Annotated in this window: 20 protein-coding genes; 7 read left to right on the plus strand and 13 right to left on the minus strand. The window is 58.8% G+C overall.

Annotated elements, in window-relative coordinates; genetic code table 11:
- Nucleotides 1–16: 16 nt before the first annotated feature.
- Both ACNA0I_RS22790 and ACNA0I_RS22795 read right to left on the minus strand, forming a co-directional pair.
- Nucleotides 17–1,039 (minus strand): dipeptidase, encoded by a 1,023-nt coding sequence (locus ACNA0I_RS22790; protein ID WP_415808313.1) that lies wholly within the window; start codon nt 1,037–1,039, stop codon nt 17–19.
- An 82-nt stretch (nt 1,040–1,121) separates the two neighbouring features.
- Nucleotides 1,122–2,405 (minus strand): NAD(P)/FAD-dependent oxidoreductase, encoded by a 1,284-nt coding sequence (locus ACNA0I_RS22795; RefSeq protein ID WP_415808314.1) that lies wholly within the window; start codon nt 2,403–2,405, stop codon nt 1,122–1,124.
- Nucleotides 2,406–2,581: 176 nt separating this feature from the next.
- Between ACNA0I_RS22795 and ACNA0I_RS22800 the strand changes: the two genes are divergently transcribed.
- A complete protein-coding gene (locus ACNA0I_RS22800) occupies nt 2,582–3,346 on the plus strand; it encodes an IclR family transcriptional regulator (RefSeq protein ID WP_415808315.1) in 765 nt (254 codons plus the stop codon).
- A 69-nt stretch (nt 3,347–3,415) separates the two neighbouring features.
- Here ACNA0I_RS22800 and ACNA0I_RS22805 read toward each other — a convergent pair whose 3' ends face one another.
- Nucleotides 3,416–4,147 (minus strand): GntR family transcriptional regulator, encoded by a 732-nt coding sequence (locus ACNA0I_RS22805; protein ID WP_415808316.1) that lies wholly within the window; start codon nt 4,145–4,147, stop codon nt 3,416–3,418.
- Between the two features lie 148 nt (nt 4,148–4,295).
- Here ACNA0I_RS22805 and ACNA0I_RS22810 point away from each other — a divergent pair, with 148 nt between their 5' ends.
- From ACNA0I_RS22810 to ACNA0I_RS22825, 4 genes are all read left to right on the plus strand, one after another.
- On the plus strand, nt 4,296–5,186 hold the full coding sequence (locus tag ACNA0I_RS22810; protein ID WP_415808317.1) for a dihydrodipicolinate synthase family protein: 891 nt from the start codon (nt 4,296–4,298) through the stop codon (nt 5,184–5,186).
- 33 nt (nt 5,187–5,219) lie between these two features.
- Nucleotides 5,220–6,200, plus strand: coding sequence for a Bug family tripartite tricarboxylate transporter substrate binding protein (locus ACNA0I_RS22815; protein WP_415808318.1), 981 nt, complete (start codon nt 5,220–5,222; stop codon nt 6,198–6,200).
- A gap of 140 nt (nt 6,201–6,340) precedes the next feature.
- Nucleotides 6,341–7,339: a dihydroxyacetone kinase subunit DhaK gene (locus tag ACNA0I_RS22820; protein ID WP_415808319.1), complete on the plus strand. Its 999-nt coding sequence runs from the start codon at nt 6,341–6,343 to the stop codon at nt 7,337–7,339.
- Nucleotides 7,339–7,962 (plus strand): dihydroxyacetone kinase subunit L, encoded by a 624-nt coding sequence (locus tag ACNA0I_RS22825; RefSeq protein ID WP_415808320.1) that lies wholly within the window; start codon nt 7,339–7,341, stop codon nt 7,960–7,962. The genes ACNA0I_RS22820 and ACNA0I_RS22825 overlap by 1 nt, the downstream gene beginning before the upstream one ends.
- 46 nt (nt 7,963–8,008) lie before the next feature.
- On the opposite strand, the gene ACNA0I_RS22830 is transcribed toward ACNA0I_RS22825, so the two are convergent.
- The 8 genes from ACNA0I_RS22830 to ACNA0I_RS22865 form a co-directional block, all read right to left on the minus strand.
- Nucleotides 8,009–8,335 carry a putative signal transducing protein gene (locus tag ACNA0I_RS22830; RefSeq protein WP_415808321.1) on the minus strand — a complete coding sequence of 109 codons (327 nt, stop codon included), beginning with the start codon at nt 8,333–8,335 and terminating at the stop codon, nt 8,009–8,011.
- A gap of 71 nt (nt 8,336–8,406) precedes the next feature.
- Complete coding sequence (locus tag ACNA0I_RS22835; protein WP_415808322.1) at nt 8,407–9,048, minus strand: fumarate hydratase C-terminal domain-containing protein; 642 nt, start codon at nt 9,046–9,048, stop codon at nt 8,407–8,409.
- Nucleotides 9,045–9,914, minus strand: a complete 870-nt coding sequence (locus tag ACNA0I_RS22840) for a fumarate hydratase (protein ID WP_415808323.1) — start codon at nt 9,912–9,914, stop codon at nt 9,045–9,047. Before ACNA0I_RS22840 ends, ACNA0I_RS22835 begins: the two co-directional genes overlap by 4 nt.
- Nucleotides 9,915–9,951: 37 nt before the next feature.
- Complete coding sequence (locus ACNA0I_RS22845) at nt 9,952–10,971, minus strand: phosphoglycerate dehydrogenase (RefSeq protein ID WP_415808324.1); 1,020 nt, start codon at nt 10,969–10,971, stop codon at nt 9,952–9,954.
- A gap of 2 nt (nt 10,972–10,973) precedes the next feature.
- Nucleotides 10,974–11,978, minus strand: a complete 1,005-nt coding sequence (locus ACNA0I_RS22850) for a Bug family tripartite tricarboxylate transporter substrate binding protein (RefSeq protein ID WP_415808325.1) — start codon at nt 11,976–11,978, stop codon at nt 10,974–10,976.
- 53 nt (nt 11,979–12,031) lie between these two features.
- Nucleotides 12,032–12,550: a 3-isopropylmalate dehydratase small subunit gene (locus ACNA0I_RS22855; RefSeq protein ID WP_415808326.1), complete on the minus strand. Its 519-nt coding sequence runs from the start codon at nt 12,548–12,550 to the stop codon at nt 12,032–12,034.
- 1 nt (nt 12,551) lies between these two features.
- The gene (locus tag ACNA0I_RS22860) at nt 12,552–13,895 is read right to left on the minus strand and encodes a 3-isopropylmalate dehydratase large subunit (protein WP_415808327.1); all 1,344 of its coding nucleotides are present in this window, start codon (nt 13,893–13,895) and stop codon (nt 12,552–12,554) included.
- A 114-nt stretch (nt 13,896–14,009) separates the two neighbouring features.
- On the minus strand, nt 14,010–14,927 hold the full coding sequence (locus ACNA0I_RS22865; RefSeq protein WP_415808328.1) for a LysR family transcriptional regulator: 918 nt from the start codon (nt 14,925–14,927) through the stop codon (nt 14,010–14,012).
- A 263-nt stretch (nt 14,928–15,190) separates the two neighbouring features.
- Here ACNA0I_RS22865 and ACNA0I_RS22870 point away from each other — a divergent pair, with 263 nt between their 5' ends.
- The gene (locus tag ACNA0I_RS22870; RefSeq protein ID WP_415808329.1) at nt 15,191–15,844 is read left to right on the plus strand and encodes a DsbA family oxidoreductase; all 654 of its coding nucleotides are present in this window, start codon (nt 15,191–15,193) and stop codon (nt 15,842–15,844) included.
- 227 nt (nt 15,845–16,071) lie between these two features.
- Nucleotides 16,072–17,061 (plus strand): Bug family tripartite tricarboxylate transporter substrate binding protein, encoded by a 990-nt coding sequence (locus ACNA0I_RS22875; RefSeq protein WP_415808330.1) that lies wholly within the window; start codon nt 16,072–16,074, stop codon nt 17,059–17,061.
- Between the two features lie 85 nt (nt 17,062–17,146).
- Here the strand turns inward: ACNA0I_RS22875 and ACNA0I_RS22880 are convergent, their stop codons facing one another.
- Complete coding sequence (locus tag ACNA0I_RS22880) at nt 17,147–17,776, minus strand: Maf family protein (RefSeq protein ID WP_415808331.1); 630 nt, start codon at nt 17,774–17,776, stop codon at nt 17,147–17,149.
- 32 nt (nt 17,777–17,808) lie between these two features.
- Nucleotides 17,809–18,279, minus strand: a complete 471-nt coding sequence (gene rlmH / locus ACNA0I_RS22885) for a 23S rRNA (pseudouridine(1915)-N(3))-methyltransferase RlmH (RefSeq protein ID WP_415808332.1) — start codon at nt 18,277–18,279, stop codon at nt 17,809–17,811.
- Nucleotides 18,280–18,371 lie beyond the last annotated feature (92 nt).

The raw sequence follows: 18,371 nt of genomic DNA on the forward strand, positions 1-18,371 counted from the left end.
TTGATCTCCGCAAGTTTCAGTTGGCAGCCCAGGCTTGCGCAAATGCGCGGGCGAAATTGCCGCCCAGCACGCCCAGAATCTGGCTGTCCGTCAACCCGGCCTGATGCAGCGCTTCGGTAAAGGCGGGAAACTGTGCCGGGGTAGGCATCTCGACGGGGTATCGTGCTTCCATCACATCGCCGAAGGCATCAGAGAAGTCTCCACCGGATCTGGCGTATTTGGTACGCGACATCACCATCACGTGACGCACGGCCTCATACGTGTCGACGGACGGATAGTCGGTGCCTATGCCCACATGCTCGTAGCCGACCAGGTCTCCGATATATTTGACGTTCGCGACGAAGTCCGACAGCAATGGTTGTTTTTTTGGATCGCCATTCCAATTGAGGTAGGCGTGAATGCTGCAGCCGATCACGCCGCCCGTGGATGCTACTGCCTTGATGACGTCGTCCGATTTATTGCGCGGGCGCTTGATCACTGCGTTGGCGTTGGCATGGGTCAGAAAGACGGGCCGAGTGCTGCGTGCCGCGGCGTCGAGGCAAGTCTGGGGCGCACAATGACTCAGGTCGATCGCTATGCCGACGCGGTTCATCTCGTCGACCATATTCAGTCCCAGGTCGCTCAAGCCTGCATTACGTTTTTCGAGGCATCCGTCGCCGATCAGGTTTGCCTCGTTGTAGGTCAGCTGAATGACACGAATACCGAGTGTGTGAAAAAGCGCGACACGATCGATCTGATCGCCGAGAGGCTTGGCATTTTGCCAACCCATGATCAGGCCGAGTTTGCCAGTCTGCTTGGCGCGTGCAATGTCTGCGGCATTTTCGACAAGCAGCCAGGGGCTATCAAGCGCCGCACAACGTTGCCGCCATAACATGGCGTCCTTGAGTGCCTGCTCGAAATCGGCGCCCATGTCGCTGATCGTGACATTGATGGCGCTCACGCCGCCGGTCAACATGTCGCGGGTACTGCCATCACTGAAGAAAACCAGGCCATCGACAATGGTGGCTTGACGGTGCAAATCGGCGGTGTGGCTGACCATGAACTAATTCCCTTGCTATTGAGATGATTATTTGGACTGAACGAATGAGGGCGGGGCGCCAGCATGGCGCTAAACGTATGGGCTAGTGACGGTATCGGTCATAGCGGAATGGCTTCAAGTCAACGGTGGTCTGTTTGCCTTGAATGAGCTGCGCCATGGCCTCGCCAGCGGCGGGTCCGATACCAAAGCCATGACCGGAAAACCCCGATGCCAGAAACAGGCCGGGCACATTGGGAACGGCGTCCATGACGGGCATCGCATCGGGTGTGACATCGATGTAGCCCGCCCAGGATTGCGCGATGCGAGCGTTGTGGAACGCCGGAAAGGCGTCAGTCAATTTTTTCCAGGCATGGGCGTTACCTCGCATCGACGGATGCGGGTCCAGTAGGCGATGGCGTTCGAATGGCGACTCGCGATCCGCGGGGTAACGACGAGGCAGGGACAGTTCTTCGAAAAAACGTTTGCCGAATCTCAACCGCACAAAGCTGCGATTGGCCAGCCACGTGCGCATGAAATAGCGCATCAACCTGAAACTATCGGGCACGACATCTGCCATCGACGCGCCGAATTGCGACACCGTGTAGCCGCCGTCCGCACGTTTGCGGCAGGTAAAGTCCTTGCCGTTGATCGCCGCAGTCGAACCAGTATCGATGGGTGTGGTGCGCAGTACCGAGCCGCGCACCTTTAGCTGGGGAAAGTCAGCACCGAGGTTCCCGCAAAACAACCTGGACCAGGCGCCGGCGGCGATCAATACCGTGGCGGTTTCGACGCGCCCCTTTTCGGTGAGCAGGGCGGATACTCGCCCCGCGGACTGCTCCACGCCACGCACGGCGCAGTCCTCCAGAATTTGAGCGCCTGCGGCGCGCGCCAACGCGGCGATTCCGTTGGTCGCCAGTTGGGGTTCGGCAACGCCGTCAGTGGCGCTGTACATGGCCCCGGTCCAGGCCCGGGCAGTTTGGGGCAGCAGGCGTTTGGCTGCCGCACTATCGAGCAGGCGCGCGTCGGTGCCATAGGCTCGTGCGTTGTCGATCCAGGTTTGGTGCGAGGAGGCGTCCGCCTCACTGTCCTGCAAGTACAGCATGCCTGTACGGCGAAATCCTACGTCGATTTGTTCCTGGATTTCGCCCCAAATCCGGTTCGAACGTATCGCCAGCGGGACCTCTGGCAAATCGCGTCCCAGCGTTCTGACCCATCCCCAATTGCGGGACGACTGTTCACAGCCTAGCGCCGCTTTTTCAAATACCGCTGTCCGGACGCCCGCGCGGGCGAGGGCGTAGGCGGCACTGATTCCGATGATGCCGCCGCCCACAATGGCGACCTCGACATGATCCGGAAATGCGGCTGAATGACTGCTGTTGTGCTGCAACGCTCACCCCTTGTTCTGCTGTTAATTATCGTTATTCGATAAATAAAAGCGTATAGCGATATAATGCTTGGAATTTATACTGCAAGCCCGCGGCTGCGGCAACGTCTGGGTTTCCCTAGGAAAGGCGATGGCCGGGGCTGGCTACTATCTGCGTCTCGCCATTTTTTGGAGTTTGAATGTCTGAGCCTTCCGCGCTGATGATTCAGTCATTGGAGAAAGGACTGTTGGTACTCGAGTCGTTTCGAGCCCATGCCTCGCTGAGTTTGCAGGAGATCGCCCAGATCAACGGCATCACGATGGGTTCGGCGCAGCGCGTGGCGTACACGCTGGAGCGCACAGGCTATTTATCGAAGGACGCGCGCAGCAAGCGTTACAGCGTGACCGTCAAAGGCGTCGGGCTGGGGTACAGCTATCTGTATCGGCAGCCGTTGTTCCAACACGCGCATGCCGTGTTGCATCAGCTGAATCAGGAATGCGGAGAAATCGTCAACCTGAGCGTCCCCGATGACGGGGATAACATGGTCTTTGTGATGCGGGTCGCCCCGGCTCGCCATATCCCGGAGTACATGCCCGTCGGCACGAGTATTCCTTGCATATCCTCTGCGTCGGGGCGTGCTTTATGGGCGCATTTATCGCCCGCGGAACTCGATCAGAAGCTGAGGACCGTCACACCGGTCAAGCACACGCCACGCACCACCACCGACATGGCTGCGTTGCGAGCGTTGATTGAGCAAGCTCGCCATGATCAGTATGGCTATGCGGATGAGGAGTTTTATGCGGGGGACGTGAACGTCGCGTCTGCCATCTATGACGAAACGGGTACGCCGATAGGAGCCGTGAATATTTCCGTACCCAAGCCGCGTTGGTCATTGGATCGCGCGCGGCAAGAACTGGGGCCGTTGGTCATGCGTGCGGCGAGGGTCATCAGCAAGCGCAAATAGAGCGGTGTCGCGATTGAGCGATCAAGGCGTTGCGTTTTCCTCACCGCAGGACAGCCCGATATCTGTTTATCATGCCTCGCGTTCTAGTCCGAACATGCCCTCCAGCACACGGTGTTTCGATTGCTCGATGTGCTGCATCATGTTCGCAAGCGCGCGTTCGTGATCGCCGGCAGCCAGGGCTCTCAGGAACCCCAGATGTTCTTCCATGGCGGGTACGACTTGGACGGGCCTCATCGACTGGGCGTCGTAGCGAATCAACCGCACGTGCAGGCTGTTGACCCGATAGATCTCCGAGAGGATTTCATTGCCGATGGCGTCGACCATCTGGTCGTGCAGCCCCCAGTCGACGGATTGGGCATCGCGCTCCAGTGCGTCGTCCGGTGTGGACGCAAGGGCGCGCTTGAGGATCGCCTCGTGGCTTTCGATGAGCTCGTTGATCGAGTTCTGATTCACGACTCTGCAGAAATTGATCACCGCCTCGCGCTCGATCATGGTGCGGACTTGCCAGGCATTGCGGATCAGCTTCATATCGACCGTAGCGATCTGCAGGCCTCTTTGCGGAACGGTCTTGATCAACCCCGCCGCTTCTAGACGTGGAATGAGTTCCCTGACCGCAGCAAGCGGCATTTCCAGCATTTCCATCAGTTCGCGTTGAGAGACGAACTGGCCCGGCAGGATGCGGGCGTCGATGATCTGCTGGCGAAACCCTTGGTAGGCGAGGGCGCGCTGGCTGAGCGATGGCGTGGCAGCAGTGCCGCTGGATGCCTTTGCCGGGCGGGGTTTAACAGAGGTTGTGTTCATGGTTCGAATACAGCAAGCCGGATATAAATTTGATTGTGCCTGATCTACGGGTTATTACTAACATCTAACTAACATGTTAGTTGGTGTATAGTTCGAGCTCAGCGAAGGGATAGTACCCCTATTGATTGTTTTTGCAAACGGAGTGTGTATGGGATTGGATCTCACCGGCGTTATTCCGCCGCTCGTTACCCCTTTTACGGCAGATGGCAGCATTGACGAGGCTGCATTGCGCAAGGTCATTCGGTTCAATCTCGACAAGCAGGTACATGGTGTCTGCCCTGGTGGGAGCACCGGCGAGGGCCACACGCTGACGATTGACGAGTTCAAGCGCGTGATGGAAATCACGGCTGCCGAGGTGGCCGGACAAGTGCCTGTCGTGGCGGGGATTATTTCCAATAGCACCCGGGACGCCATCAATCGCGCCAAGGCCATCGAGCATCTGTCGGTCGCTGCCTTACAGGTGACTCCGGTGCATTATCTGTTCAAGCCGGATGAGCAGGCTACGCACAATCATTTCAAAGCGTTGACGCAAGCCGTGGATACGCCGGTCATTATCTACAACGTGGTGCCGTGGAATTATCTGAATCCTGCTCAGATGATTCGGTTGATGACTGATTTGCCGGGGGTTCAAGGCATCAAGCAGAGCCAGGGCGATCTGAAGCTGATGGCTGATCTGCTGCTGGGCGTGCCCGACGGGTGCAAGGTGTATTCCGCTGTGGACGCGTTGCTTTATTCGTCGTTCGCGCTCGGTGCGCATGGCACTATCGCTGCAACGCCGGCTGCGTTGCCTGGTGTATGCGTCAATCTGTGGAACACCGTCAAGACCGGTGATCACGTGAAGGCTGTCGAGATGCATGCCGCCATGCTGGCATTTTGGAACGCGCTGGTGGGTGACAACTTGCCCGCGAATATCAAGACGTCGATTGCGCTCCAAGGCTGCGAAGCAGGGCTGCCACGTGCGCCGATGCCGGCGACGTCGCCCGAGCAACGCCAACGTATCGAAGCGGCGATGGCGGCAGTGCTGCGCTTTGACCGTTAAACCATACGCGTTCAATAAGAGAGGAGACGACAGATGAATATTCAACGCCGCAGCATGATCAAGCTCGGGGCGGGTTTATGTGTGGGCGCCGCGATTGGTCGGCCTGCCTGGGCGCAGTCTTATCCGAGCCGGCCTGTTACGCTGGTCGTGCCGTTTGCACCGGGTGGAAATACTGACATTGTGGGGCGGACGATTGCAACTGCATTGGCAAAAGTGCTTGGCCAATCTGTGGTGGTGGACAATAGGGGCGGCGCTGGCGGATCAATAGGAGCGTCGCAGGTCGCGCGCTCTGATCCGGATGGTTATACCTTGCTGTTATGCGGGGCAGGGGTCATTGTCACCGTTCCGCAGATGGTCAAGACCAGTTATAGCCGCGACAGTTTTACCCCGTTGGGCTTGGTGAACAAGAGTTCAATGGTGTTGCTGGTCCGGGGAAATGACGAGCGTTTTAAAACCCTGAAGGATTTCGCCGAATATGCCCGCGCGGAACCGCGGCGGGTCAATGCGGCGCACTCGGGGCCCGGAACGCCGAATCATTTGGCGTTGCTGCAGACCGAAAGCGCATTGAAAGCGCAGTTCACGGTACTCAGCTACAAGGGCGCGAACCCTGCATTGATCAGTCTGCTGGGCGGGCAGATCGATGCCATGTTCGATCAGGTGCCCAGCTGCTTGCCGCACATAAAGAGCGGTGCACTGAAAGCGTTGGCGGTGTTGGGCCCAGAGCGGGATCCGATTATTCCCGATGTGCCGACGATCGCCGAATTGGGATTCGGCAATGTCGATGGCACGACGTACGTGGGCATATTGGGGCCGAGCGGTATGCCCAAGGCGCTGCAGGATCAATTGGCGAATCTGATCGCGCAGGCAGTCAAAGATCCACAAGCCATCAAGAGCGCAACTGAGCTTGGCAGTGTGGCTTATTCCAGCACGCCGCAGGAATTCACCGAGGTGTTGAATGCGGAGTATGCCGTCGCGGCGCAGGCGGCAAAAGACGGCCGTCTGAAAGTCGATTGAGGTTGCGTCACATCGGCGGTGATTGAGGCAGGCTGTGTCCGCGGCCTGTCTCAAGCCGTAATCCAGCGCGATGCTGCGATCTTGCGCTCATGATTGCTGGTGCCACCCAGTGTTCACACTACATCCATATTGAATATCCCGTGAAGAAAATTCTCAACAATCCTCAACACTATGTCGACGAAATGCTGGAGGGGCTGTGTGCTGCGCATCCTGAATTGCAACGGATGGGTGAAGACGGGCGAGTGATCGCACGCAGCCAAGGCGCCGTTGACGGAAAAGTCGGTATCGTGACCGGAGGCGGCTCAGGGCATTTGCCTGTATTTCTTGGTTATGTCGGCGAGGGCTTGCTGGACAGTTGCGCTGTGGGCAATGTCTTTGCCGGTCCTCGGATGGCGGATTGCATGGAGGCAGCACGTGCTGCGGATGGGGGCGCGGGGGTCTTGCAGCTATACGGCAATTACGGTGGCGACCGTATGAATTTCGATATGGCGGCAGAGATGCTTGAGCTGGAGGGGATTGCTACGGCGTCTGTGCGTGTGACAGATGATGTGGCGAGCGCGCCAGCCGATCAGAAAGACAAGCGTCGCGGCGTGGCGGGGCTGGTGTTGGTCTACAAGGTGGTTGGCGCGAAAGCTGCCGAGGGGGCGTCGCTGGAGGAGGTAACCCGGCTTGCGCGTAAGGCAAATGAGGCTTGCCGTTCTATCGGTGTGGCGATTACGCCGTGCGTGGTGCCAGAATCGGGCAAGCCGTCGTTCACGATTCAGGATGGCGAGATGGAGTTCGGCATGGGGATCCACGGAGAGCCGGGACTCTGGCGTGGACCTCTGAAGACTGCCGATGAGCTGGCCGATGAGATGCTCAGCCGTTTGATGCCTGAGTTGGACCTTCGTCAGGGGGATCAGGTTGGCGTCGTCGTCAACAGTCTGGGTGCGACTCCTGCAGAAGAACTGTATATCTTGTTCCGGCGTGTGGCTGCCGTGATGCGACAAAAGGGGATTGATATCGTGCAGCCGTTGGTCGGCCGATATGCAACATCTATGGAAATGACGGGTGCGTCGTTGACGCTGATGAAGCTGGACGATGAGCTCGAGCGGTTATTGACGGCGCCGGCGGATTGTCCCTTCTGGAGGGTGTATTGATGATGTTGTCTCAGCCTGAGTTGAAATCGTCCATGGCCGGTTGGTGCGTCGCGATGCGTGCGGCCGCGCCGGAGTTGAATGAATTGGATGGCAGGTTGGGTGATGCCGATCTCGGGGCTACGCTGGAGAAATGTGCCGTTCTAATTGAGCAGGAACTAGGCAGTCTCCCTGATGATTTGGAGGGGGCATTTAAAAAGCTGGCGCAGGCCTGCGCGAGAGCGTCAGGCTCGAGTTTCGGGACGCTTTTGACAGTGGCGTTTATGACCGCGGCGAAATATAGCCGCAATAAAACGAGCCTGAGCCGACAAGATATCGTGGACCTGCTCAACACCGTGATTGAGACGCTGTCTGCCAGAGGAGGCGCTAGTCTGGGAGACAAAACAGTTCTGGACGGGCTCCAGGCGATTTATGTGGCCTTGCAAACATCGGCTGACGAGGGCTGTCTATTGCCGCTCGCCCGTGATGCTGTGCAGCGGGCGCTCGATGAATTCCGTGGCAAGCCGAATCGGATCGGGCGCGCTCGTATGTTTGCCGAGCGCACTGTCGGCATGGATGATCCAGGAATGGTGGCACTGTTGAGGATGGTGGAGGGGATTTGTGTAAAGCGTGATGTGCTTGGTTAAAGCACGCACGACTTTAACGCCCACGCCGTTCTTGGATGAATCCGAACTACTCGTCACCCGGCGGGCGTGCCGCGCCGCATTGCCAGCAAGTCGTGAATTGCGGCTCCAGCCATTCTCCGCAATCGTCGCACTGCCAGTTGAATCTCGCGCCGAATAGTTCGTTCTTTACAGGCCCCTCGACAATCTGCATGGCGGCTGCTTTGTCGTGCTCGTTCTCCAGCCAGATGTCTGGGCCGCACTGATCCACAGGGATTTCCCCGGCGCCGCCTTGCATGTAGCGGTTTGTGAGATGGCAGGGGATGCCGGCTTGGGTCAATAGATTGACCCAGTGTTGAGCCAGCATTAAATCGGGGGCCCGCATTAGTCGAATCATGGGTGCGTCCGGATGATGGCAGACGCGTCAATCATAAAGCAAGCGAGGTCTGATTCAAGGGGGCATGCAGACTAGGGGTGGTTCTTGCAGAATTCAGCACGGCCGGCGTCCAGCTCCGACAGGATGGCATCCATGGAGGTGCTGGCCTGCGTTTGTGCATCGGCATAGCAACTATTTCCGTGCGCATCTATGGCTACGGTGACTGGCCCTAGCCCTTCGACCCGTAGGCGCACTACACGGTAATGGGTCAGCATATCAGGCCAGCCGATTTCCACTACGCCGCGCAGCGCTTGAGACAGCAGCGTGCAACCTCCTCCTAGAAAGGAAAGATAAACGCAGCCGGTTTCTTTCATCGCCTCGACTGACGCCGCATCCAGCCCGCCCTTGCCGCCCACGGCATGCAAACCCAGCTGGCGGATCAGCGTAGGCATGTACGGATTGAAGCGGGTGCTCGTGGTGGGATTGATATAGAGCACCTGGAAACCGCCGTCGGCTGCCTCCTGGCTGTAGCTGCCGATGTGAAACAGGCAGCCGTCGTGCAATTCCAGCGGTAGCGGTTCGGCCCCGTCGAGCGTTTTTAGCAGGCGCTGGTGCGTGGGCAGGCCGGCCGTTACTACTATTTCGCCATCCAAGATCAATTGGTCACCGGCACGAAGCGAGCGTGCGTCCTCGGCCGACAGCGGGAAATTCATACGATGCGTGCGTATGCTCATTCTACGATTTCCACTCGGTTGTCGTTGTAGATCCGCGCGCGGGTGCGCCGGTTGATCCAGCAGTTGAAAGCCACGGCCACCGGGGTAAAACCATGGCCGGCACAGTAGTTCACGTTGACTGATAGGGCGGTACTGTCGCCGCCCGTCCCCATGGGGCCGAAACCGGTTTTGTTGATGGCTGCAGCCAATCGACGTTCCATGTCGGCGACCAGTGGTTCGGCATGGCGCTCTCCGATGGGGCGCAAAGTGGCCTCTTTTGCCATCTTGGCGGCGTAGTCGAAAGAGCCGCCCACGCCTACGCCGATGACCACTGGCGGGCAGGGCTGCGAACCCGCCTTGCAGACGGTGTCGATGACGTATCGCTCGATAGTCGCCAGATCGGGAAAACTGAAGATTTCCAACGCTTCCCACCGTCCCGAACCCAGCGCCTTGGGGCTACAGGTGATGTCCACGCAGTCGCTGCCATCGACGAGGTCAAAGGTAGTGATCGGCATGCCCTTGCCAGCATGGCCCCGCTCTAGCGTGAGCGGGTGGGTGACGTGGGGCAGCAGGGGAGGTTGGATGTTGCCTACCAGGTCCGCAAAGCCGTCGGTGATGGCCTGGCGGACATCACCCGCGAAGCGCGCCTGGGTGCCGACCCGCACAAAGAACACCGGCACACCGGCGTCCGAGCAAATGAAGTGATTGTCGCGTGCCGCCGCGTCTGCGCTTTCTACCATGATGCGCAGCGTGTGCCTGGCGGTTTCGCTGCGATCAGTGGCTTCCAGTGCGAGGAGGGCTGAACGGGTATCGGACGGAATTCCGCGCAGCGAGCGGTCGTAGAGCGTTGCTGTGACACGGCGAATGGTTTCGGGTTGGATGGACATTATGCTGCCTTGACCGAAAAAGATGGATGAGCTCGCCTCACGGCATTGACTCCTCGAGTACGGATCGATCCCACGCTGTGGGATTGATCACATGGCGCGGCATTCTGCCGGCTAGTGCGGTGATGACGCTCTCAGCCACGGACATCGCCACCCGCTCTATGGATTCGTGCGTAAAGGTGGCCATGTGGGGCGTGACGGTGATGCCTTCGACACCGATCAGGCAACTAGGACTGCCTACCCCCTGTTGCTGCAGGACATCGACGGCTACACCTGCCAGGTGGCCACTGCGGATGGCTTGCACAACGGCTTCTTCGTCCAGTAAACCGCCGCGCGAGGTGTTGATCAGATAAGCACCCCGTTTCATCTGTGCCAGCGTACGGGCGTTGATCATGTGTCGGGTGGCGTGATCGAGAGGCAGATGCAGCGTCACGATGTCTGCTTGCGCCAACGCGTCATCGAGCGAGCAGAAACGTACACCGTGTTCCCGGCCGAACTCCAGGTCCAGCCGCGGACAGACGGCGAGCACCTCCATGTCGAAGCCGCGAGCGCGTTTGACCACACCTCGGCCAATGCGGCCCAGACCCACGACGCAGATTTTCTTGCGCCAGGCCTCGGTTCCTGTGAACCGCTCCCATCCATGTGCTCGCACGCTCGTCGACGCGCGGGAAACGCCGCGCATAGCTTCCAGCATCAGGGAAAAGGTGAAATCGGCGACACTCTGGTCGTTGGTCCCGGCCGCGATGCTGACGATCACGCCTTTGCGGGTCGCGGCCTCCAGATCCACGTTGTCGTAGCCGACACCCGGCCGGGCGATCAGTTTGAGCCGGTTGGCTGCTCCGATTACGGCTGCGTCCATGGGCTCCATGGCGAACACCAGCGCGTCGATGTCCCGTACCTGTTCTACCAGCCAGGCCTGATCGATTGGGGCCGGCGTGTTTTGGACGATGACTTCATGGCCCGCTTCACGCATTAAAGCGATGGCTTTCGGGGACTGGGCCACGCTCTTGGCTGTGACGAGTACCCGGCCGGGGGCGCCATTGCCGATTTGCTTTTGCATGATCACTCCATCTTGATGTCGAGACGTTTGAGCACGGGCTTGAGACGCTGCTCTTCCGAGTCGATGTACTGGGCCAGCGCTGCCGCATCGGTCACCCGCAATTCGACGCCGGCCGCCGCCAGCCGCTCTCGACGGGCCGGGTCGGCGGCGGCAGCCTGCATGCCCTGCAGCAGCTTGGCACGGATGTCCGCAGGCGTGCCGGCGGGGACAGCCACGCCGTACCAGGACTCGGAAATGAACCCGGGCATTCCGGCCTCGGCAGTGGTGGGAACGTCAGGTAACAAGGGGGAGCGCTGGGGCGTAGACACCGCCAGGGGCCTGATCTTTCCGTTCTTCACGAAGGGCACTTGCGGCGGGATGTTGACGAACGACACCTGGACCTCGTTACTGACCAGAGCCATCACGGCCGGCGATGCCCCCTTGTACGGAATATGGGTGATGCGAGCCCCGGTGAGGTCCTTGAACATCTCGCCAGCCAGGTGTGGGCCGGTTCCCGCGCCTGCGCTCGAATAATTCAAGCTGCCAGGATTTTTCTGGGAATAGTCGATCAGTTCCTTCAGCGAATGTACGGGCGTTTCGGCATTTACAGAGACCATGCTGCCGATGACGCTCCACATGCCCACCAGCTCGAAATCCTTCTTGGCGTTGTAGGGGATCTTGGGATTGATAAGGGGCATGATCACATGTGTGGCCGGACCGATCATCAATACGGTGTAGCCGTCCGGCGCCGAATTGACCACTGCGACGGCGCCTACGATGGTGCCGCCACCTGGTTTGTTGTCGGTAATGACGGCTGCGCCGTTGAAAGCCGTCTTCAGGCCGTCAGCAAGTTCGCGAGTCAGCAGGTCGCCCGCGCCGCCTGCTGCATAAGGGTGCACGAGACGGATCACCTTGTCCGGGTATTCTGCGCGTGCCAATAATGGCGAGGCCGCCACGGCGCCACATAGCAGTGCGGCAGCGACACGCCGCACGCTGGCTGGCAAAAATGCCGAGTACTTGATTTGCATATTGTCTCCATGGATATTATTGATAGGGTCCATGCAATCGCAGATGAGAGCCTTCAGTGTTGTTGAAATTCGTTTTGAAGGGCTCGGACCAGGCCGCCTGCTCGCCAGATGGCCAGCATTCGCTCAGAAAATGGTTGCGCCGACAGTGTCGTACCGTCGGCCAGGGTGATCAGGCCACTGGCCGGATCGACCTCGATGATGTCTGCGTCGCTGACTTGAGCCGTGATGCCGGGGACGGTCAATATCGGCAAGCCTTGGGATAAGGCACGTCTGACAAACCCGGATTCGCAGGATTCCACGATAACCACTGAAATACCGGAGAGTTTGATGGCTGCACTGACTTCGATATGGTTATGGTGGGCAAAATTCTTGCCGGCCACCACGATGTCGCCCTCTTGTACTTCCGATGGAAACCGTGGATTGAGCCTGCGAAAACACATGGACCGCAGTAGTGGCGCATCGAAAGGCTTGCCAAAGCCATCACGCACAGCGGAAAAGTCAATGATCCCGTCGTCGCCGGAGACCTGATCGCCGAATTTCCAGACTCGTCCCTTCAGTTGGGTGTCTTGCATATCAGCTCACTTTCATCAGTGTGTTCGAGGGATGTGCTTCTCCCAACAAAATGCGTGGGTCTACGATTTCCCCGCAGACCGCGGAGGCGGCTACGGTCAGAGGTGAGGCCAGAAAAATGCGGGCGGTTTCCGCGCCATTTCTGCCCTGGTAGTTGAATTGATGGGTGGATATGGAGTTTTCGTTCTCGTTCAACACGCCGAGATAACCCCAGCAGGTATTACAGCCAGGGGAGAGTACGGTTGCGCCAGCGGTGGCAAACACTTCCAGCAGCCCTTCGCGGGCAGCCTGTGCGTACACGTTCTGACTACCTGGCGAGATGTACAGGGCGATTTTTCGGGCAATCGTGCGGCCGCTCAGGATGGTGGCCGCGTCACGCATGTCCTGCAGCCGATTGCCGGCGCACGATCCAATGGTTGCCTGATGGATAGGGGTACCGGCGAGCGCGGACACCGGTTGAGCTCCGGTGAGTTCGGGCGGTACAGTGACTAATGGCTGAATGCAGGACAGGTCGATGTCGATGATGCGTTCGTACTGCGCATCGGGATCGCTGAAAATGGTTTCGTAGGGGCGGCCGTTTGCGCGTTCCTCGACATAGGCGAGTGCCATATCGTCCACTTCCATGATAGCGGTGTCCGACATCGTGTGAAAGGTCGAGGCCAGAATCGTCTGGCGGTCGTCAAGCGTGAGGCCCTGCAGCCCGGGACCGCCATATTCAACACAGCATTGAAGGAATTCCCCGCTGCCATAATCTCGGATGATGGATTGAACGACATCGCGGGCAGAGACGCCGAATGCCAGCTGACCGGAAAGATTGATACGAACGGTCTTCGGAACGCGAAGCCAGTTCTCATCCTTTAGCAAGGGCACGAGAATATCGGCGGATGTCGGTATGTTCAATGCGCCGACAGCGCCAATGCTGGCGATATTTCCTTCGTCAGAGAACACCAGCGAGCCGGGTCTGGCAAATCCCCGTTCCACGAGCACCAGATGGCGCAGGCCGGTATTGGGTCCAAAGAAATTCTCGATGCCGAATTTCTCGGTGAGTTCCTTGAGCAGCTTGTGGGTTGCGGCGTGCCGAGAGCCTACGGCGGCTGCAGAGGTATGGTCGATGACGATAATGGCCTTGTCGGGTCGAGCAAATCTTTGGATGCCGATTTTTTCGAGGTTCTCTTTATGCGTGGGCCAATAAAGTTCCTGCGTTACTACATGGTCTGGAACGCAGCTGAGATACTCGCCCACCGCGACGTGGTCGCGCCCGGCATGGCGTGCGATGATTTTCTGTGCGATGGTTTGTCCGCGGCGCGCAATAGGGGCGGCAGGCGGTTCGCCGACGTGAGGGGGCATGGGGCAGTCTCCGTTATCGGCTGCGGCTGGCAGCCGGTTCCGCACAGGCGGATTTGTTCGGGAGAAAGTCTAGATATGCCCCTCAGTAAGATCAAATGAATAGTTGTGCGCTATTCATGCATACGAATCATCTTCTTTCGTTGTCAGATGCATCTTCAATAGAGCCATTGCCTGATTGCGCAGCCATTGCTCCTGTGTGCTCGGCGTATCGTTTCCGCGGGACAGCAGACACAGCGTCCGTTTGACGATCGGCGCCCTGATAGGCACGACAGCGACGCCGGAGTTGGGCGGGACGAAGAGACGCGGCACGATGGCTAGTCCCAGACCGGCGCGCACCATATCCAGGGCCATGGCGTTATGGAGCGCTTCATAACGCCAACGCAAGCGCTCACGCAGGCGGCCGAGTGCGCTGTCGATGGTCGCGCTGTTACCCGAAGTCAGGCTGATGCGAATCATGGGCTCGTTTTCCAGGGTGGAACAATCGACGTTCGGTTGTTGGGCAAACCGGTGCTGCGGCGGACACGCGAGTACGAAATGTTCGTCGCCTATCGGCTCGACCTGTAAATCACCATAGCCCTGTTGCAGCACCGACACTCCAAACGACACGACGCGTGACTCGAGTAGCTCGACTATCTCTCGGACCGAGGTATCGAAGACTCTGACGAGTGCGTCCGGCCAACGGTCTTTGGCTGCCAGGAGTAAAGGACTTACCAGTCCGTGGCTCAGGCTAGGGAGGCAAGCAAACGCCAGCCAATCGGGCGCATTTTGACCGTGTTTGCGGATGGCGTCGCAAGACATCCCAAGCTCCTTCACCGCACTGCGCGCGGTGGGAAGCAACGCGCGGCCAGCTTCGGTGAGCGTGACGTCGCGTGTCGTACGGGCAATCAACTTGACGCCGAGTGTTTCTTCCAGCTTCCGCATACGGTGGCTGACCGCTGTTTGGGACAAGCTGAGTTCTGTTGCGGCCAGTTGAAAGCTGCCAGTTTCAACAATTGCCAAGAACGCTTGAATGCCAAGGAAGTCGATATGCATATTCTTTGTCGTCCACGTGAGCCACAAGCATTGTGAATCGCTCGCAGGCGGGTCGTGAGCATCGATGGGCGGCGTTTTTGCGTACCTCGGCGTGTTGTCTTTGGGGAAAACTGCCGCCTTCTGTCTCAATTATCCGTACCTTCAACGTTAACAACTTTTTACTGTGCCTGGAATCTCGGCAGAGTCCTTATATACTGGTCAAGCTCGTTTCTTGGTATGTGATGCCGAGATTTACTCCATCAGCGCATTGTCCGGAGCCATTCATGTCCCAAAAAATCAAAATCGATTTCGTATCCGATGTCGCCTGTCCATGGTGCGCTGTAGGGCTGGGCGGGTTGTTGATCGCTATCGACCGCATTGGCTCCGAGGCGCAGTTCGACATTCATATGCAGCCGTTCGAGCTGAATCCGGATATGCCCAAGGGCGGGCAGAATACGGGCGAGCGTTTGATGAAAAAGTACGGCTTTGACCAGGCGCGTTTGCAAGAGAACCGCAAGGTGATCGCAGAGCGCGCGGCGGCGGTGGGGATGCCGATGCATCAGACCGAAGAGAGCCGTTCCTACAATACGTTCGGCGCGCACCGATTGCTGTATTGGGCAGGCACGCTGGGGCAGGAGCAGCAAGTCGCGCTCAAACGGCAACTGCTGAAGGTCTATCACTTTGATAACTACGACACCAGCGAGACCGAGGTATTGGTGCAAGCCGCACAAGACGCGGGGCTGGATGCAGAGGCCGCTCGCGATGTCGTGGCGTCTGGACGCTATACGGATGAAGTCCGTGCGGAGCAGGCGAAATGGCGGGACTTGGGGATTACCTCTGTGCCGTCAGTGATCATTAATGATAAGTATCTGGTGTCTGGCGGGCAGCCGCCCGAGGCGTTCGAGCAGGCGTTGCGCCAGGTCGCGTCGGAGACGTGAGGGCTAGCGCTTCGTCTTTAACGACGTAATACGTGATTTGATGGTGTCGTAGTCAGACCGGCTGGTATCGCTACGCGTCTGTGGTTTGCTTGCGTCAGTGTGATGTCGTGGCGCAATGCTGCTGACATTGTCAGCTCATCGTGGCGACCGTACGCCGCTGGGGGATTGCGCTATCGTAGCGATCCTTTCTGTTCCCATTTCGGTTTTTCTGATCAGGCATTTTTACTATGACCACACTATTGCGTCGTTATAAACAGGTTGCATTGGCACTTGCTCTCGGTCTGTCCGCTTTGTCCGCTCAGGCAGAGTCGGTGGACAGCTATCCGAGCAGACCCGTCACGATGATTATCGGTTGGGCGGCTGGCGGGCCGGCGGACGGCGTAGGCCGCATGGTGGCGGCCGAAATGGGCAAGCATTTGGGCCAGTCCATTGTCGTGGACAACAAAGGGGGGGCAGGCGGCAATATTGGCTCGGTGGCTGCTGCGCGCGCTCAGCCTGATGGCTACACCATCATGCTGGCGACTGTCGCCTCGCATGGACTGAATTCGGCGCTCTACGACAATATCGGGTATGACCCGATCAAGGATTTTGCGCCGGTAGGGTTGATCAATACCTCGCCTTCGACGATGTTGGTGCCGCTGGATTCCCCGTTCAAAACGGTTCAGGATTATGTGGCTTATGCGAAAGCGAATCCGGGGAAATTGACCTACGGCTCCGGCGGAGTGGGCTCGTCGCAGCATCTGGCGGGAGCGAGTTTCAAGACACGTACCGGGATCGATATTTTGCATGTACCGTTCAAGGGCACTGCGCCCGCGTTGACGGATGTGATGGCGGGCCGTATCGATATGATCATCACTACGGGTGCGATGGCGCCGATCGCCTCGGGCAAAGTGCGTCCGCTGGCGATCACAGCGAAATCGCGGATCGCCGCGTTGCCGGATGTGCCGACGTTTGATGAAGCAGGCGTCAAAGGGTTTTACATGGATTCCTGGTATGGGCTCGTGGCGCCTGCCGGGACGCCGCGTCCGGTCTTGATCAAGTTGAATGAAGCCTTGACCAAAGCGCTGCAAGATCCCGAACTGCGTAAGAAGTTCGTAGATCTAGGTTCGGTGCCGGCTGAACCTATGTCGATCGATGCGTATTGGGACATGGTGCAAAAGGGAATGGTGGAGGCAGCGGAACTGGTGCAGATTTCCGGGGCGAAAGCGGAAAAGTAATTCTGCTGCGGTTATCTGAACAAAAAATGGCCAGCCTGCGGATCGCGCAGGCTGGCCATTTTTGATTGGGACGGCTCTGATGAGGCTACGGCAGCAATATGCCCACGCGGCGCAGCAGGTTCGCCGTTTCAAATACGGGCAAGCCCATGACGCCGGTGTAGCTGCCGGAGAGATGGGCGATGAATGTGCCTGCCAGGCCCTGGATGCCGTACGCACCCGCTTTGCCAAAGGGTTCGCCGCTGTCGCAGTAGCGGGCGATATCGTCGGCGCTCAATGTCCGCATATGGACTTCGGAGATTGATACGTCTTCGTGCAGTTGGCCGTTGTGCCACAGTACGACGGCGGTATGAACGTGATGAGTGGTACCGGACAGGCGGCTCAGCATGTCGATGGCGTGGGCGCGGTCGGTGGGTTTGCCCAAGACCTCGTCGCGCAGGATGACAGTGGTATCGGCCGCCAGGATGGGCAGCGCTGGTAGTGATTGGGATGTCATCCATTGCTGTCCGCGCTCAGCTTTTTCGCGTGCCGTGCGTTTGACGTAGTCCGCTGCCGCTTCGCCGGTATGCTGCGGCTCGTCTTCCCCTGGAGGCGCGGGGACTTGTAATACTGTGTGGGCTACTCCGATCTGGGTCAACAGTTCGCGGCGGCGCGGGCTGGCCGAGGCTAGATAGATCTGCGGGGTCATGGTGTTGGGAGTCGGGCCAGGGTTGGCCATGAGTGCGTCGGATGATCTGGCGCCAGGCAATTTCAAGCTCGATGATAGGGGTGATTGGTCATGATGGCCCAGGCGCGATATAGCTGTTCTGCCAGTACGACACGTACCATGGGGTGTGGCAAGGTCAGCGAAGACAGGCGTATTTGCCCGTCGCTGGCGGCCTTGAGCGAGGCGTCCAGGCCATCCGGGCCGCCTACCAGGAACACCACGTCCCGGCCGTCACCGCGCCATTGCTCAAGGCGTTGCGACAGTGCCATGGTGGTCAGGTCGCGCCCGCGCTCATCCAGTGCGAGTTTCAGGGCGCCAGGGGGAATGGCCGCCTCGATACGGCGGGCTTCTGCCGCCATCATTTGTGCTGGCGTTTTACCCGTCGTGCGCGGCTCGGGTTTGATTTCCCGCAGTTCGAGGGCGCAGTCGGCAGGCAAGCGTTTCGCGTAGTCGTCCCAGGCGGTTTCGACCCAGTCGGGCATGCGGTTGCCGACGGCAATGACGATGAGTTTCACGTGATGGCCTCTGGCTGGAGAGAACTCACACGATGCCGTTCGACGAGCGGTGAGTTCGGGCTACGGCAGATTCAGTTTACGGCTACGGTGGG

Source organism: Bordetella muralis (assembly GCF_965139205.1).
In the GTDB taxonomy this organism is placed as follows: Bacteria; Pseudomonadota; Gammaproteobacteria; order Burkholderiales; family Burkholderiaceae_B; genus Bordetella_A; species Bordetella_A muralis.

Excerpts from the sequence above, each read along its gene's own strand:
- ACNA0I_RS22805 (WP_415808316.1), bottom strand. The coding sequence starts at position 4,147 with ATGAACACAACCTCTGTTAAACCCCGCCCGGCAAAGGCATCCAGCGGC.
- ACNA0I_RS22825 (WP_415808320.1), top strand. The coding sequence starts at position 7,339 with ATGATGTTGTCTCAGCCTGAGTTGAAATCGTCCATGGCCGGTTGGTGC.
- ACNA0I_RS22830 (WP_415808321.1), bottom strand. The coding sequence starts at position 8,335 with ATGATTCGACTAATGCGGGCCCCCGATTTAATGCTGGCTCAACACTGG.
- ACNA0I_RS22850 (WP_415808325.1), bottom strand. The coding sequence starts at position 11,978 with ATGCAAATCAAGTACTCGGCATTTTTGCCAGCCAGCGTGCGGCGTGTC.
- ACNA0I_RS22845 (WP_415808324.1), bottom strand. The coding sequence starts at position 10,971 with ATGCAAAAGCAAATCGGCAATGGCGCCCCCGGCCGGGTACTCGTCACA.
- ACNA0I_RS22880 (WP_415808331.1), bottom strand. The coding sequence starts at position 17,776 with ATGGCCAACCCTGGCCCGACTCCCAACACCATGACCCCGCAGATCTAT.
- ACNA0I_RS22840 (WP_415808323.1), bottom strand. The coding sequence starts at position 9,914 with ATGTCCATCCAACCCGAAACCATTCGCCGTGTCACAGCAACGCTCTAC.
- ACNA0I_RS22870 (WP_415808329.1), top strand. The coding sequence starts at position 15,191 with ATGTCCCAAAAAATCAAAATCGATTTCGTATCCGATGTCGCCTGTCCA.
- ACNA0I_RS22835 (WP_415808322.1), bottom strand. The coding sequence starts at position 9,048 with ATGAGCATACGCACGCATCGTATGAATTTCCCGCTGTCGGCCGAGGAC.
- ACNA0I_RS22860 (WP_415808327.1), bottom strand. The coding sequence starts at position 13,895 with ATGCCCCCTCACGTCGGCGAACCGCCTGCCGCCCCTATTGCGCGCCGC.
- ACNA0I_RS22865 (WP_415808328.1), bottom strand. The coding sequence starts at position 14,927 with ATGCATATCGACTTCCTTGGCATTCAAGCGTTCTTGGCAATTGTTGAA.
- ACNA0I_RS22790 (WP_415808313.1), bottom strand. The coding sequence starts at position 1,039 with ATGGTCAGCCACACCGCCGATTTGCACCGTCAAGCCACCATTGTCGAT.
- ACNA0I_RS22810 (WP_415808317.1), top strand. The coding sequence starts at position 4,296 with ATGGGATTGGATCTCACCGGCGTTATTCCGCCGCTCGTTACCCCTTTT.
- ACNA0I_RS22800 (WP_415808315.1), top strand. The coding sequence starts at position 2,582 with ATGTCTGAGCCTTCCGCGCTGATGATTCAGTCATTGGAGAAAGGACTG.
- ACNA0I_RS22815 (WP_415808318.1), top strand. The coding sequence starts at position 5,220 with ATGAATATTCAACGCCGCAGCATGATCAAGCTCGGGGCGGGTTTATGT.
- ACNA0I_RS22855 (WP_415808326.1), bottom strand. The coding sequence starts at position 12,550 with ATGCAAGACACCCAACTGAAGGGACGAGTCTGGAAATTCGGCGATCAG.
- ACNA0I_RS22875 (WP_415808330.1), top strand. The coding sequence starts at position 16,072 with ATGACCACACTATTGCGTCGTTATAAACAGGTTGCATTGGCACTTGCT.